Origin of the sequence: Lacibacter sp. MH-610 (assembly GCF_045780045.1) — a bacterium.
Lineage (GTDB): Bacteria > Bacteroidota > Bacteroidia > Chitinophagales > Chitinophagaceae > Lacibacter.
Map to the genome: position 1 here is coordinate 3,078,707 of NZ_CP116002.1, position 15,712 is coordinate 3,094,418.

General features: G+C 41.7%; 17 protein-coding genes. 13 read left to right on the top strand and 4 right to left on the bottom strand.

Translation table 11 applies throughout. The features are described from left to right. Nucleotides 1-24 precede the first annotated feature (24 nt). Nucleotides 25-1,437: a PQQ-dependent sugar dehydrogenase gene (locus PDL71_RS14200; protein ID WP_407522200.1), complete on the bottom strand. Its 1,413-nt coding sequence runs from the start codon at nt 1,435-1,437 to the stop codon at nt 25-27. 167 nt (nt 1,438-1,604) lie between these two features. Between PDL71_RS14200 and PDL71_RS14205 the strand changes: the two genes are divergently transcribed. Both PDL71_RS14205 and PDL71_RS14210 read left to right on the top strand, forming a co-directional pair. Next, nucleotides 1,605-3,245: an AMP-binding protein gene (locus PDL71_RS14205; protein ID WP_407522202.1), complete on the top strand. Its 1,641-nt coding sequence runs from the start codon at nt 1,605-1,607 to the stop codon at nt 3,243-3,245. Between the two features lie 18 nt (nt 3,246-3,263). Next, a complete protein-coding gene (locus PDL71_RS14210; RefSeq protein ID WP_407522204.1) occupies nt 3,264-3,884 on the top strand; it encodes a class I SAM-dependent methyltransferase in 621 nt (206 codons plus the stop codon). A gap of 6 nt (nt 3,885-3,890) precedes the next feature. On the opposite strand, the gene PDL71_RS14215 is transcribed toward PDL71_RS14210, so the two are convergent. Beyond that, nucleotides 3,891-4,325 carry a hypothetical protein gene (locus PDL71_RS14215; RefSeq protein WP_407522206.1) on the bottom strand — a complete coding sequence of 145 codons (435 nt, stop codon included), beginning with the start codon at nt 4,323-4,325 and terminating at the stop codon, nt 3,891-3,893. Nucleotides 4,326-4,400: 75 nt separating this feature from the next. On the opposite strand from PDL71_RS14215, the gene PDL71_RS14220 reads away from it, so the two are divergent. Beyond that, nucleotides 4,401-5,270, top strand: coding sequence for a hypothetical protein (locus PDL71_RS14220; protein ID WP_407522207.1), 870 nt, complete (start codon nt 4,401-4,403; stop codon nt 5,268-5,270). Here PDL71_RS14220 and PDL71_RS14225 read toward each other — a convergent pair whose 3' ends face one another. Next, the gene (locus tag PDL71_RS14225) at nt 5,271-6,584 is read right to left on the bottom strand and encodes a hypothetical protein (protein WP_407522209.1); all 1,314 of its coding nucleotides are present in this window, start codon (nt 6,582-6,584) and stop codon (nt 5,271-5,273) included. A 262-nt stretch (nt 6,585-6,846) separates the two neighbouring features. Here PDL71_RS14225 and PDL71_RS14230 point away from each other — a divergent pair, with 262 nt between their 5' ends. The 8 genes from PDL71_RS14230 (at nt 6,847) to PDL71_RS14265 (ending at nt 14,296) form a co-directional block, all read left to right on the top strand. Next, a complete protein-coding gene (locus tag PDL71_RS14230) occupies nt 6,847-7,836 on the top strand; it encodes a PhoH family protein (RefSeq protein WP_407522211.1) in 990 nt (329 codons plus the stop codon). A gap of 520 nt (nt 7,837-8,356) precedes the next feature. Next, the gene (locus PDL71_RS14235; RefSeq protein ID WP_407522213.1) at nt 8,357-8,758 is read left to right on the top strand and encodes a hypothetical protein; all 402 of its coding nucleotides are present in this window, start codon (nt 8,357-8,359) and stop codon (nt 8,756-8,758) included. 107 nt (nt 8,759-8,865) lie between these two features. Beyond that, complete coding sequence (gene crcB, locus PDL71_RS14240) at nt 8,866-9,228, top strand: fluoride efflux transporter CrcB (RefSeq protein WP_407522215.1); 363 nt, start codon at nt 8,866-8,868, stop codon at nt 9,226-9,228. Nucleotides 9,229-9,456: 228 nt separating this feature from the next. Then, on the top strand, nt 9,457-10,368 hold the full coding sequence (locus PDL71_RS14245) for a ParB/RepB/Spo0J family partition protein (RefSeq protein WP_407522217.1): 912 nt from the start codon (nt 9,457-9,459) through the stop codon (nt 10,366-10,368). A gap of 7 nt (nt 10,369-10,375) precedes the next feature. After that, a complete protein-coding gene (locus tag PDL71_RS14250) occupies nt 10,376-10,978 on the top strand; it encodes a DUF5683 domain-containing protein (protein WP_407522219.1) in 603 nt (200 codons plus the stop codon). A 101-nt stretch (nt 10,979-11,079) separates the two neighbouring features. Further along, nucleotides 11,080-11,796: a 4-hydroxy-tetrahydrodipicolinate reductase gene (dapB, locus tag PDL71_RS14255; protein ID WP_407522221.1), complete on the top strand. Its 717-nt coding sequence runs from the start codon at nt 11,080-11,082 to the stop codon at nt 11,794-11,796. Between the two features lie 2 nt (nt 11,797-11,798). Continuing rightward, nucleotides 11,799-13,607: a tetratricopeptide repeat protein gene (locus PDL71_RS14260; RefSeq protein WP_407522223.1), complete on the top strand. Its 1,809-nt coding sequence runs from the start codon at nt 11,799-11,801 to the stop codon at nt 13,605-13,607. Between the two features lie 47 nt (nt 13,608-13,654). Continuing rightward, complete coding sequence (locus tag PDL71_RS14265; RefSeq protein WP_407522225.1) at nt 13,655-14,296, top strand: response regulator; 642 nt, start codon at nt 13,655-13,657, stop codon at nt 14,294-14,296. Here PDL71_RS14265 and PDL71_RS14270 read toward each other — a convergent pair. Further along, entirely contained in the window at nt 14,293-14,823 is a 531-nt protein-coding gene (locus PDL71_RS14270) for a hypothetical protein (protein WP_407522227.1), read from the bottom strand. The two genes, PDL71_RS14265 and PDL71_RS14270, sit on opposite strands and share 4 nt — an antisense overlap. Before the next feature lie 84 nt (nt 14,824-14,907). Here PDL71_RS14270 and PDL71_RS14275 point away from each other — a divergent pair, with 84 nt between their 5' ends. Both PDL71_RS14275 and PDL71_RS14280 read left to right on the top strand, forming a co-directional pair. Beyond that, entirely contained in the window at nt 14,908-15,318 is a 411-nt protein-coding gene (locus PDL71_RS14275) for an RrF2 family transcriptional regulator (protein WP_407522229.1), read from the top strand. 114 nt (nt 15,319-15,432) lie between these two features. Continuing rightward, nucleotides 15,433-15,705, top strand: a complete 273-nt coding sequence (locus PDL71_RS14280; protein WP_407522231.1) for an acylphosphatase — start codon at nt 15,433-15,435, stop codon at nt 15,703-15,705. Nucleotides 15,706-15,712: the final 7 nt, after the last annotated feature.

Consider the following 15,712-nt stretch of genomic DNA (forward strand, 5'->3'; position numbering starts at 1 on the left):
TGAATGGATAACATTCTTGTATAATTATCTCACCACCATCTTCCCTACCCAGCTCTTTTTGCTGCCGCTTAACTTCACTATGTAGAACCCGGAGGGCAATGATTGTAATTGTATCTCGGTAATTCCTGTACGTCCACTGATGTTTTGCTGCTGCATCACTACACCATTGACACTGATGATCTGCAACTGCGTATACGCTTCCGGCAATTCCAGTGTAAAGCGTTTCTGTGTTACCACAGTCGGATACAATCTCGGTTTTTGTGCATCATTTAAATCATCTATTGAAGTAGGTGTAGCAGGCACTAATGCATAAACGGTTCCGTTTAAAGATGCAGCCAGCAATTCACCGGATTCTGTTTCTCCAAAACCCGCTACGAAAGTGGGCAAACCGGTTTGCACACTTGTGGAGAAATTACTGATATTGATTTTGTATAAATTACCGGAGTACACATCCGTTGCATAATAATAACCGGCCATAGCAGGGTAAGCAGTTCCCCTGTACACATATCCACCCACTACTGATGCGGGTGTATTGGTTCCTGAAAGATTATCATATTCATACACCGGAAACACATAATTACTTTGTGCCAAACACCCTGCAGTATTAAAAGCCAATGAACCTTCATAACAACGCCAGCCATAATTAACACCGGCTGATTGTGCAGCTGTTCTGTAATTGATTTCTTCTTTTTGTCCCTGGCCCACATCACCAATCCACATATTACCGTTTGACCTGTCAAAACTCCATCTGAACGGATTACGTAAACCAAGAGCCCATATTTCATCAGCGACATTAGGGTTGGCTATAAAAGGATTATCACTCGGTATGGTATAAAAAGGACCGGAAGTACTGGTTCTTGCATTAATCCGAATCATTTTGCCCAATAGACTGTTGCCGTTCTGTGCATTGTTTGAAGGATCACCGCTGCCGCCGCCATCACCGGTAGCAAAGTATAAATAACTATCACGGCCAAAATTGAGCTTAGCTCCGTTATGATTGGTTTGACCGGGATGCGGAATAGTGATGACTACCTGCTTGGTAGCAGGGTCAGCAATATTAGCATTACCCGTACTCACTTTGTAACGTGCCACTTCCAGATCACCATTACTGTTTGTATAATACACCCAGAAAAATCCATTGGTTTCATAATTGGGATGAAATGCGAGGCTCAACAATCCCTGTTCCCCTCCGGTACTGATACCTGTAACCGTTAAGAAAGTGCCGAGAGAAGCATAGGCAGCACTGAATACTTTTATGACTCCTCCCTGTTCCACTACAAAAATCCGGTTACTGCCATCATCAGCACTAACAACATCTACCGGTTGATTGAGCCCGGTAATAACTGCGTTGTAGGTAATGATCGGCTGTGCAAATAAAGATTGACTGAATTGTATAAAAAGAAGGCAGCAGAAAAGGAATGAGTAGAATTTCTTCATAAGAATGAATTTTGATATGCGGTTAAAGTTAATCATCAAAATACATGCCGCCAGACATTTAAGGTAATTTTTCTTAGAGAAACTGCGGTCTTCTTTATCAAACAAATGAGTAATTCTGATGTTGGGCAGCTGAAAAATGATAAATTCGACACACCAAAACGTTTGTTATGCCATCTACGCCCCTGCATCAATTTCTGAAACTGGAACAGGATTTAGCCAATGAAGTGTATTTACGTCAGCCCTTTAACGGGCAATGGAAAGAGTGGACCTGGAAACAGGCCGGTGAAGAAGCACGAAGAATGGCAGCAGCATTGCAGGCATTGCATCTTCCAAAAGGTTCTCATATAGCTATTCTGTCAAAAAACTGTGCACAGTGGATGATGGCTGATATTGCTATTATGATGGCAGGTTATGTGTCTGTACCCATCTACGCTACGTTAAGTGCACATGCTATACAACCCATCCTGGAACATAGTGAAAGCAAGGCCATCTTTGTTGGAAAGCTGGATGATTATGCTTCACAGATCAGTGGTATTCCACAGGGCGTGCTTCGTATTTCGTTTGATGATTACGGTATAAAAGAACAATACACCTGGAATGATCTCATCAGCAAACACGAACCACTTAAGGATCTGAACCATCCTTCGCAGGATGATTTAATGACCATCATTTATACCTCCGGCACTACCGGTGTTTCAAAAGGGGTGATGCACACGTATGGCAATTTTGACCGTACATTAACCAAAGCATTGCCCCAATTGCAACTGCCGGAACGCTCTATATTATTTTCGTATTTACCGCTGAGTCATATTGCAGAACGTTTGGCTATTGAAATGAATTCTTTCTATTGCGGCTCTGTTATCAGCTTTGCAGAAAGTATTGATACGTTTGCTGCCAATGTGCAGGAAATTCAACCACAGGTATTTTTTGCAGTACCACGTTTGTGGGGCAAGTTCAGGGAAGGTGTGTTGAAAAAAATGCCGGAGAAAAAATTAAACCTGTTGCTGTCTATTCCCATCATCAACAATATGGTGAGAAAAAAAATCAAACATGCGCTGGGTTTATCAAGAGCTACCCATGTGTACAGCGCTGCCGCTCCTATTTCAGTTGACTTATTGAAATGGTTTGAAAAACTCGGCATTACCATCCGCCAGGCATTGGGCATGACGGAAGATTGTGTATATGCTCACTTTGAAAGACCATATGCCCGAAAGATCGGTTCTGTAGGTAAGCCATTAGAAGGCATGCAGGTAAAAATTACGGAAGAAGGTGAGTTAAGAGTGAAAACACCCTCTAACACCATCGGTTATTACAAAGAGCCTCACCTCACCGCTGAGTTATTTGATGAAGATGGTTATTTAAAAACAGGTGATATGGTGGAGTATGATCATGATGGTTTCTTATTTGTAATAGGGCGTGTAAAAGATCAGTTTAAAACAGATAAAGGAAAATATATAGCTCCCACTCCTATTGAAACAAAAATCCTGGCCAACAGTGATGTAGAGAATGCCTGTGTGGTTGGTACCGGTATTCCTCAACCCATGGCGCTGATTGTATTAAGTGAAACAGGCAAAGCCAAATCAAAAGAAGAAGTGATTGAAAGTTTAACCGCCACCTTAAATGCCATCAATCCCATGCTGGAAGCACATGAGAAATTAGAAAAAGCAGTGATCATGAAAGAAACATGGAGTATTGAAAACGGCTTGCTCACTCCTACTTTAAAAGTAAAACGTAACCAGGTGGAAAAACTGCACCAGCCGTTTTATCCCAAATGGTTTGAAGTAAACGGTAAAGTGATTTGGGAATAAACAGTTTCTTTGCAGGGCATGCATCCTTACAATATTGAAGCGTTTGAATTTAATAACCGTTTGCTCAAACTGGCAGTTCCGGATGAAGCAGCCTTAAAAGAATGGCATCAACAACAGCAGGAAGCACCGTTTCCGTTTTGGGCAAAAGTATGGCCTGCTTCAATAGCACTCTCCCGTTTTATTCTTGAAGAATCACATTTCGTTACGGATAAATCAGTAATGGAAATTGCAGCAGGTTTAGGCTTACCATCGCTTGCCGCAGCCCGATATGCAACTTCAGTGTTATGTACGGATGCTGTAGCTGATGCGGTTGATATGATCAATATCTCCGTTCAGCTCAATAATTTCAGCAATGTACAGGCGATGCAAGCAGATTGGAATGATGCTGATTTTAAACGGGAAACTGATCTTGTATTAATGAGTGATGTGAATTACAACCCGGCTGATTTTCCGCAACTGCTCAGTTTTATTCAAAACATACTTGCAGATAAAACGACCATCATCCTCTCCACACCGCAACGGTTAATGGCCAAACCGTTTATTGCAGCAATTGCACCTGCTATTATACAGCAAAAAGAAATAAGAGTTGCATTTAAAGAAGAAGAAACGATGTGCAGTGTGTTTGTACTGCAGCAGTAAAGTGAACTACTTGGTGAGCAGTTGGGCAAACTTTTTCAGTTCAGTTTGTTCTGTTGCCGTTAATGGTTCATTGTTATCATACTTGGCTTTTAAAAAAAGGACCCGTTTATGCTGCGGAGCTTTTGCCAATACAGCATCAATCAAAGCACCTGCTTCTTCATCCTTTCGAAATAACGGCGTTGCAATTGTTGTTGCGGCACTCCGCTCACGGGTGAGTTTCTTTTTGATGATGGCTTCCAGCGTTGCCAGTTTAGCAGGAGGAACAGATGCAATGCGTGATGCTTTACCATGCAAACCTTCCAGCTGCTTTTTACTCAGGCTGCCCCGTTCATCATATTGCTTAGCGATACTTTGCACAAATGCATCCGCAGGACGGGCCTGCAGTACCAGGTGCAGTATATCTTTCACAACATCAACATCAATTTTCTTTCGTTGCAGCATGGCCTGAAACTAAGAATTCTCTTGCGCATTGGCATTGAATCTTCTATTTTTATTTTTTATCAGCAAATGAACATCATGTTTCAGAAATTCTTAGTTGTTACAACCGGGTTCTTAATGCTCCAATGCAGCAAAAAAGAATTACCGGCGCCATCGCTTCCGTTTGAATCCAAACCTGTAAGCGTGCCGTTACTGCCGGGACGTATTGATGAAGTATCCGGCATTACTGCTTCATTAACAGTGCCCGGTTCCATATGGGCACAACAGGATGGTGGCAATCCTGCTGAAATTATGCTGATGAATGAACAGGCAATGATTCAAAAAAGAATATTCATTAAAACTGCTTTTAACAGGGACTGGGAAGAGATAGCTTCCGGAGCCGGGCCCATGCCTGACAGCAATTACCTGTACATAGCTGAAACGGGTGATAATAATGCTGTGTACAATAACTACAGTGTTTATCGTTTTGTGGAGCCCCGTCTTTCAACAGACACTATTTTTCAGTTTGATAAAATCAACTTTCAATACCCGGATGGAGCACATGATGCCGAAGCGATGTTTGTAAGCAGGCAAAAAGATATTTATATCATCACCAAGCGTGATGCGATGTCAAAAATTTATAAACTTCCTTATCCGCAAACTACAGGTGCAGTAATAACGGCCACTCCCTGCGGACAATTAAAATTTTCAGGAGTTACAGGCGCTGCCTTATCAAAAAACGGAAATGAGTTACTGGTAAAAACCTATTCACAATTGTATTACTGGAAGTTTGCCGACAATGAAATTCCTGAAACAGCATTGCAACGTACTCCCCTGCAGTTAGGTTATGAACCTGAACCGCAGGGCGAAGCTGTTTGCTTTCAATACAATGGGCTGGGCTTTTATACCATCAGCGAAAAACCATTCTTTATTTCTTCCGTAACACTTAACTATTACAAAAGAAAATAATCAGCGGTTGTACTCACTCAGCCAATGGAACTGTCGCTCGGCCAGTTGAAAATGACGGTTGGTCCTGGTGAGTTGCACATGAATGGAATCATTACGCATCTTTCCGTAAAGCACTAAGTGATTACTATCGGGCAATTGATACTTCAGTGTAAACAAATCATATACATTAAACACCCAATCCCGTTTATTGAATTTGATTTCTTTTTTTACAGAATCAATCTTACTTCCAAAATAACCTCTTCCGTATAATAAACGGAACGTAGTGTCCTTGCTGCACACGCTTCCGCTGCCATTGGCTTCAATAATAAAATCTTTCCAGCGTAAAGTATCACTGTGCGTATAAGGAATGGTATCCCCGTTCTTCACAAAAAAATCCACCTGGTAAATACCGGGAGGTACAGGAGAATTAACTTTGGGCGCTTCACCCGGAAACAAGCCCTGGTACAAAGGCAAAAGAACACTCATTACCACCACGAACAGTTTCAATACAGTTTTTATAATGCGCATCCACCTTTTGGGAAATTCCACCTCATACAAATAACTTACAGCGGCAGTACGGTTCATCATTAAAAAGTGGAGCATCCTTTTATAATCAAACAGCAATAAAATAATTGCTGAAATAAAAAGCTGGAGTGAATACAATTTTACAGGGATGTCATAACCAATATTCATTACAAACACATTGGCAAATACTCCTGCGGCAAACAACGTTCCGAAAGTGGATGTGCGTCTGAACAGCAACAGCACACCACCCAGCACTTCCATCATACCTGTAAAAAACTGGTAGGTAGATGAATAGCCCATAAACATCCAGCTCAAACGCATTGGTAAAAAATCGCCCAGCGGAGTAGCTAACTGGCTCATATTAGGAAAAGGCATCTGCTGCAAGAACACTTTGGCAAATCCGTAACCAAAACAATTAACAATTAAAAAATACCGGAGTGTGATTCGTAAACAGTAAGCAATACGATTGTAGTTTTCGTTTCTTCTGTCAACAATTGTCCATACCAGGCAGGCGATGGCGCTTACGATAAGATACAACCACAGTTGTGTATAAGCCCAACTGGTATCTCCACTGCCATTTGGTTGTACCAATTCTTTATACACTTTAAAAATATTTTTATTGGCAAACTGTACAATGAAGTCAGTAAACTGATAATAATACTGTGTTACATAGTTTGCGCCGGGTATATATTCAATCCATGTCCATGGTGCAATCATGAGCATAAAGAAAACAAATACAAAACGAAACAGAATACGTTGCCAATGCGGCCAGTTGTCATAGCCGGGCCATAATACAGCAGTTGAAGACATATTGTTTTGGTTTATAAATGAGTTAAGATATTTCATTTTTTGTATTAAGCACAACTCAACTACTACTAAAAAAACCATTACCAAATCTTAACAGTTTCCACATGCTGTTAATAACTAACTTTAGGTTCGTATCTATCCAGTAATTAATATTGGAAACAGATGGACGGGTTAGAAGTATCAAACAGCATTCAGATACTTTATTGTGAACATGGAATACTGCTGCACCTAACGGGTGAAACAGGTTCCGCTAAATGAAAACGCATTGACAGAAACAATCATCAACCTCGAAACCGTAAACCCTATTGAGTTTTTCGGTGTTAACAACGGCAAGCTTGATATTCTTAAAAAGAAATTCCCTCTCTTAAAAATTTTATCCAGGGGCACACAAATCAAACTCAGCGGCAGTCCCGAACAAGTGGAACAGGCCAAAGAAAAAATTGATTTGCTTGTTGCGTATTTAGAACGCAACGGTCAGCTCACGGAAAATTATTTTGAGCAGATACTGGGTGGCGATGATCAGCAAACCGTTGATGCCTTTATTGAACGCAACCCCAGCGATGTACTGGTGTTTGGCCCTAACGGCAGAACGGTTCGTGCACGCACACAAAATCAAAAACGCATGGTAGCTGCCTGCGATAAAAATGATATTGTGTTTGCCATTGGCCCTGCCGGTACCGGTAAAACATATACTGCTGTTGCATTGGCTGTTCGTGCATTAAAAAATAAACTGGTTAAAAAAATCATCTTAACACGTCCTGCCGTAGAAGCAGGTGAAAGTCTTGGTTTTTTGCCCGGCGATTTAAAAGAAAAAATTGATCCGTATCTGCGTCCTTTATATGACGCATTGGATGATATGATACCAGCAGATAAACTGGGTTATTACATGAGTACACGTGTTATTGAAATTGCACCGCTGGCGTATATGCGTGGTCGCACATTGGACAATGCCTTCATCATATTAGATGAAGCACAAAACACAACTGATCTGCAGTTGAAAATGTTTTTAACACGTATTGGTGCCAATGCCAAAGCTATCATCACCGGAGATTTAACACAGGTGGACTTACCTAAAAACCAACGCAGTGGTTTGGAAAAAGGCATCCGCATTTTAAAGAACATTGACGGCATCAGCCATATTGAGCTGGATGAAGAAGATGTGGTACGTCACCGTTTGGTAAAAGCCATCATCAGAGCTTACGATAAAGATCACCAGCTGGATGAAGAGCGCAACCCGTACCGTAATTCAAAGTAGTACTTACTATCCCCGCTTTATACAATCGCAATCCCGTTTCAATGTTGAAGCGGGATTTTTCTTTTCCCGCCATAGCTTAAGCGAAGGCGGGTTTGCCACAAAGTTGTAGCCACGGATGTCACGGATTGACACCGATGAATACAGTAAGAAGTTTTTGAAACGGGCTGATGTATTTCATGGCATCGTCCCTTGCGCCTGCCTGCCGGCAAAAGCAGGTCGCACACATCATAACATGTGCACGAGGATCAGAATTTCAACCACCTGATTAAAAATGTGCCAGAATAACAACCGGGAAACGAAGGATATGAGAGAAACTCAGAGGGGGCTTCATCAATCCTCTGTTCAACAGCATTCTTTTCCATTACCTCTGCATTTCCGTAGCAATTAAATAAGGGGGCGGGCGAAGCCCGCCCCCTTATCTCTTTTCCTCCTTTTCTCTTTTACCTCTTAGCTTGCCTTCTTCTCTGTTTTAACCTTTAGCTATGTTGTTACCTTACGCCGAACTGCTTATTTTTACCACATGAAGAAAATCTTACTCATCCTTGCTGTTATTGTAACTGCTATAGCCTGTGAGCAGCAACGCACCCGTCCTGATGATGCGTTGGAAACAGCCCGTGAATTCATCCGCAGTTCTCTTGATGGTGACTATGAATGGGCTAATGAACTGTTGCTGCAGGACAGTGTGAACACCTATGAACTCGGAATTATTTCCAAAAAGTATAAAACAGAAATGAGTGAAGCAGATAAAGAAGGTTATAAAAAAGCATCCATTATAGTACACTCCGTTGAAAATGCAAGCGATAGTGTAGTAATTGTGAACTACAGCAACTCTTTTAAGAATAAACAACTGCCTTTAAAAGTGATAAAGAAAGATGGCAAATGGCAGGTGGATTTGAATTATACGTTTACAGGAAATCTATAAAACCTCATCCTCGTTCCTTCTCCAAAGGAGAAGGAGGCCCGGTAATAAAAACAAATCAACAGTATTAATTTAGCATTTCAACAACCAATTTTTATTCAACAGTAACTATGCTAAAAAATCTCCTACTTGTTGGTTTAGGTGGTGCGGCAGGAAGTATGCTGCGGTCGTTGGCAGCTATTTGGATAAAGAACAATCATTTCCCTTTAGCAACTTTACTGGTCAACATCATTGGTTCATTCATCATCGGATTAGTTATTGCAACTTCAATTCGCAATCCATCCTTTGATTCCAACTGGCGCTTGTTTTTAGCAACCGGTATCTGTGGCGGCTTTACCACCTTCTCCGCCTTTAGTGCCGAAAATTTACAATTGATTCAACAGGGTCGTATGGGGTTGTTTGTATTGTATGCTGTGGGCAGTGTGTTGCTGGGGTTAGGTGCAGCATGGCTGGGATTTAACCTGATGAAATAAGCATCCCCAGCTCAAAGGCAGGCGGATATTCCTTCGACTCTGCTCAGGACGAAAAGCCCGGTGAGGCTTTTGTGCCCTGCCGCTGCGCCGGACTTGCAACGGATAGCCGCAACACCTGTTCCTGCAAGCGCCCATGTTGACTGCCCCAACCTCCTTCCCCTTCATTTGAACCTTGTTTTTGGTTCTTGGCTCTTTTTTCAGGTACTTCGCAGCCTGAATGAAACGTGTATGACGCAACCCAATAAAAAAGATGCACTGGGCAAAGGAATCCGCTCCCTGCTGCAAAGCATTGATGAAGATCTGAAAACTACGGCCGGTCAACTCAAACCAACCGTGCAGGAGGCCGTTACCGGTGTGATCCGCATTTCGGTAAATGATGTGGAAGTAAACCCCAAACAGCCCCGTCATGATTTTGATGAACAGGCGCTGCAGGAACTGGCAGACAGTATTAAAATGCACGACATCATTCAGCCCATTACCGTTTCAAAAACAGCAACGGGTAAATACCGTTTAATTGCGGGTGAACGCAGATGGCGTGCCAGCAAACTGGCCGGTTTAAAAGATATACCTGCTTACATACGCCAGGCCAATGATGCTGAACTACTGGAACTGGCGCTTTTAGAAAACCTGCAGCGTGAAAATCTCAACGCTATTGAAATAGGCCTCAGCTACAAACGACTGATGGATGAACTGGATTACACACAGGAGCAGGTAGCCGAACGCATGGGCAAAGACCGCACCACCGTAACCAACTACATCCGTTTATTAAAACTGCCGCCGGATATTCAACTGGCTGTCCGTAATGGTGCTTTAACCATGGGGCATGCAAGAGCACTCATTAATATTGATACGGTGGATAAGCAGTTGTATGTGTACAATATCATTAAACAAAAAGACCTGAGTGTTCGTGCTACAGAACGTATTGTGCGTGATCTGTATAAAACAACGCCTGTTAAAAAAACAGTAAAGAGTACACTGGACGATGCCTTCCGCAAGATTGAAGATAACTTAGCAGAACAATTCAGCACCAAAGTAAAAGTGGCGCACAGTAAAAAAGGTAACGGAAGCATTACCATTGAGTATTATTCACTGGAACAGTTTAACCAGATTCTTAAACAACTGGGTGCAGGTGTTGATTGATACCATTATGAAATTCGTATTGTATGTTTTTTTAATGCTGGTTGTTTCAACCACTGTTGCACAGCGTAAGGATACACTTACAGCAAAAGGTAATGCCGTGATGCCTGTGGATACAGTTAAGAAAACAGGAACTGATACGGCAAAAAAAATCACACCGCATAATCCACGTCTTGCTACCAAACGCTCTGCACTGCTTCCGGGTTGGGGACAAGCTTACAATAAAAAATATTGGAAGATTCCCATCGTATGGGGTGCATTAGGTACCTGTATTGGTTTTTTCATCTATAACCGTAACGAGTATGTAGATGCAAGAGATGCGTACCGCAATATGCTGGATAATGACCCTACCAATGATTATCTCATCAAACCAAAATTCAGACCGGTTGATCCAAGCGGTGTGCAGCAGTACCGTAACAGTGTACGGCAAAACGTAGATTACTCGGTACTTGCCTTTTTACTTTGCTGGGGTTTGAATGTGGTGGATGCAACGGTGGATGGTCACTTGAAAGAATTCAATGTAAACGAAAACCTAAGCATGCGCATCAATCCTACGTATATGCCATTGACAAAACAATCCGGTGTAAGTGTGGTGATGAGGTTGGGAAAATAGTGTAGCTGAATGTTTGAGTGATCAAATTGACAGCTCGTTATGAAAAATCAAACTGTTTATTTATCAACAGGAAACTAAAAACAATAAACCAGAAACATTCCATGAATATTGCATTAATCGGTTATGGTAAAATGGGCAAAGCCATTCATGAAATCATTAAACAGAGAGGGCATGAAGTGGTGCTGATTATTGATCTTGAAAATGCACAGGAACTCACCGCTGAGAATATTAAAAAAGCCGATGTGGCAATTGAATTTACCAGTCCGCATACAGCTTACAACAATGTAACGTTTTGTTTGGAAAACGGAGTACCCGTTGTTTGCGGCAGTACGGGATGGCTGGACCGTTTAGAAGAAGTAAAACAACTGGCTGCTCAAAAGCATACCGGTTTGATTGTGGCCAGCAATTTCAGTGTGGGCGTGAATATCTTTTTTGAGATCAATAAAAGATTGGCTGCCTTAATGGATGCACATAAAGAATATGAGATTACGCTCAAAGAAATTCATCATACACAAAAGAAAGATGCACCCAGCGGCACCGCTATCAGTTTGGCAGAGCAGATTCTGGACCAGATCGGCCGTAAACAAAAATGGGTGAATGAACAATCGCTGCAACCGCAGGAACTCAGCATCATCAGTGAGCGGGTAGATCCGGCACCCGGAACGCATCATGTAAAATACTCCTCTGCCATTGACGATATTGAAATCATTCATACTGCTCATAACCGCACCGGCTTTGCCTTAGGCGCTGTACTGGCCGCCGAATTTTTAAAAGGTAAAGAAGGATTTTTTGGAATGAAAGAAGTGCTTAACTTGTAAGGGTGAACCTGATCAAACCCTTTGTAACCATCCTCTGTTTATTCGTTTGTTCCGGCACAGCATCTGCACAGATGCATGTGATTGACAGTTTACGTGCTGTTATTAACTCCTCCATTGCTGCTGAAAAAAAATTACAGGCTTATGTATTGCTCACCGGCCGTTTGGGCACTGTAAGTTTTAATGAAACCATTAAAATCGGTGAACAGGGAGTCGCATTGGCACAGGCACAAAAAGATTCCATTGCACTGGCACAACTTACACATTACATTGGCTCTGCCCACTATTTTAAAGGTGATTATGAAAAGGCAGCAACCTTGTACTATACCTCACTGGGTATTTTTGAACGCTATAATCAAAAAAAAGAAACAGCGCTCGTGCTTAATGATATTGCTAAACTCTACCGCAAAACAAGAGACCTTACACGTGCCGCTGATACTTATGACAAAGCACTGGCCGTATTTACTGATTTACAAGATTCATCAGGTATTCAGATGATTTATAATGAAAGCGGTGTGGTGTATGAATACAAGGGTAATTATGAAGAAGCAATAAGACGGTATAATGCATCGCTTAAAATAGCTTCGCTGCTGAAAGATGATGCCGGCAAAAGCTGGTCCTATAATTTTATTGCCGGTGTATATCTTTTACAAAACAAATTTGAGGAGGCTGAAGATTATAACCTCAGAGCGCTTGCCATAAGACAAAAACTACAAGATACGTTCGCTATATCGCTCAGCTATTCTGACCTTGGAAACCTGTACAGCACCTGGGGCAAGTATGACAGAGCGGAATATTATTTTGACCAGAGTAATTTCATTGCTGATAAAATGGGATATAAAGAACTTGTTTCCAACAATTATAACAGCATGAGTCAGCTGGCCAGTACCATGGGTAAATACAGAGAAGCGTTTGACTATTTTAAATGGCATACCCAACTGAAAGACTCCATCTTCAATGCACAAAAAACAAGACAGATTGAAGAGATCAGCACCATTTACGAAACCACCAAGAAAGAAAAACAGATACAGGATCAGCAAATCACCATACGCCGGCGTAACCAGTTGTTATTTGGAAGCATTGCCCTGCTGCTGGTAACCGCACTGGTTTCTTACCTGCTCTACAACCGTTACAAATGGAAACAGCAGGCACGTATGCAAAGTGAAATTTTAAAACAACAGGAACTGGCAGCAAAAGCCATTCTTGAAGCAGAAGAAAAAGAACGCAGCAGGATTGCAAAAGACCTGCATGATGGTGTGGGACAAATGATGAGTGCGGCCCGTATGAATCTTTCCTCCTTTGCCAATCATTTGCAATTACAGAATGAGGAACAGACACATTCACTTTCTAACATTATTCACCTTGTAGATGAAAGCTGTAAAGAAGTAAGAGCCGTGAGCCATAGTATGATGCCGCAGATACTGCTTAAAAAAGGTTTGCCGGAAGCTGTAGAAGAATTGGTTTCTAAAATCAACACAGATGTACTCAAAATAAATTTCCATGCAGAAGGTTTTGACAGCCGGCCAGACAGTAATATTGAAACCATCCTGTACCGTGTAGTGCAGGAATGTGTAAACAATACTTTAAAGCATGCACAGGCAAAGCATATGGATATTTCATTGCTTAAAGAAACGGACTCCATCAGCATTACATTGGAGGATGATGGCAAAGGTTTTGACCTTGCAACTATCGCCGATGAAGAAGGCATGGGATTAAAAAACATCCGCAACCGCATCCGCTTTTTAAAAGGGGAAGTGGATTTTGATACAGCGCCGGGCAAAGGAACTTCGATTGTACTGCATGTACCACTTTGATTTGGATTTTAAAAAATTGTATTTTCGAAAAAACCCAAAACCACTGCATGCACGCTCCTTCCGTAAAACTGGCCATTGTTGATGACCATCAGATTGTGATTGATGGATTACATTCCCTATTAAAAGGTCATAAACGCTATGAAATAGTGCTGGAAAGCACACATCCGGAAACCATTTTGCAGCAACTGGCTACAACCGATGTTGATATATTATTAACAGACGTAATGATGCCGGGCATGACAGGTGCAGAACTGGCAAAACTGGTGCACAAAGAATTTCCTTCCATCAAAATCATTACCCTTTCCATGAATGGTGAAGGAAGCCTCGTAAACCAGATGATTGAAGAAAGTGATATCAGCGGTTACCTGCTCAAGAATATCGGTCAGACAGAATTTTTAAAAGCATTGGATAAAGTGGCAGAAGGCGGTATTTATTTCAGTGATGAAGTGTTGCAGGAAATGCTCAAAGCCAGCGAACGGAAAAAAGAGCCGGAAGAAAGCCGGCTCACCAACCGGGAAATTGAAATTGTACGTTTGATTGAAAAAGAATACAGCAATAAACAGATTGCCGAAACTTTATTCTTAAGTGAACGCACGGTAGAAACCCATCGAAAAAATATTTTCCGTAAAACCAATACCAATTCGGTTATCGGTTTAATCAAGTATGCTTATGAGCATAAACTGATTTAACGCAACGCAATGCCCAGCTTTACCTGCACACTGTTTGCAAATCCTTCGCTGAATATTTTTTTACGGCCTTCGTAAAACAACCCTGCCTGTACCAATCCAAAGTGTATGCCGGCGCCGATATCTCCAATAAAACGTCCGTAGCTGCGGGGCTCCAGTTCATCTTTGGCAAAACCCACACCGGCATTACCGGCCAGGAATACATTTTCCGTAGCATAATATCGTACACCTCCTTTAATAGAAGTAACACTGATGTTTCCATAATTATTATAAAACGCTTCATTGGGAAAATTTACATAGGCCAGTGTAGCCGTTACATACAACTGCTCCCCTGCCTTAATACCACCAATGCCCTCAATACCAAAACCGGTTTTATAATCTTCACTCAAGGTTCCTACCGGGCTGGCCATAATAAGATGGCCGCCGATTAAATAATCCTTACCCCTGGCTGATTTTTTTGTTTGTGCAGATGCCGTAGTAACAACTGCCAAAAGAACGAAAGCGGCGATACCTGCAGAAAATTGTTTCATGTGATTTGTTTTTTCAGCACATTTGCCAATTTTGTACCAATTGCAGGAATAAACTATCTTGTTGTAACTTCTTTAACATTTGCCATGCTTTCAAAAAAGACTCAATACGCATTTCAAGCCCTCAGCTATATGGCCCAGCAAAAGGACAATGATCCCTTATTGATTGCCGATATTGCCAAAAAGAAAAAGATTCCTCTCAAGTTCCTGGAGAATATTTTATTACTGCTTCGAAAAGACGGAGTACTGGAAAGTAAAAAAGGAAAAGGCGGCGGTTATTATTTTAAAATGAAACCAAAGGATGTAACGCTGGCAAGAGTGATCCGTTTGCTGGATGGGCCGATTGCTCCGTTGAGCTGTGTGAGTCTGCACTTTTATGAACGTTGCAGGAACTGTGATGAAAAACATTGCGGTCTGCATGATATGATGGTGAAAGTGTGTGATGCCAATTTAAAAATCCTGGAAAAGAAAACCATTGCCGATTTGGTGACGGAATAAAGTTTGTGGTTTCTTGTTTATTGTTTCTGGTTGAGAGTCTGCAGCTTTAAGATTTACCATTGACTATTGCCTATTCGCTATTCCCTATTTACCATTGACCATTAACCTCCCTCCATGCTCAAAACAATTTCCATAATCGTAAGCGGTAAAGTACAGGGCGTATGGTATCGCAAATACACAGTTGATAAAGCTACGGAGTTGGGCATTAGCGGTTTTGTAAAGAATCTGCCGGACGACAGTGTATACATACTGGCCACCGGAACAGATGAGCAATTAAATGCGCTGGTTCAATGGTGTTATATTGGTTCGCCGAAAAGCAGGGTGGAAAAGGTAGAAGTGAAAGAAGAAGAATTACAGGTGATGAGCGGATTTGTGGTGAGGAGATGAATATTGC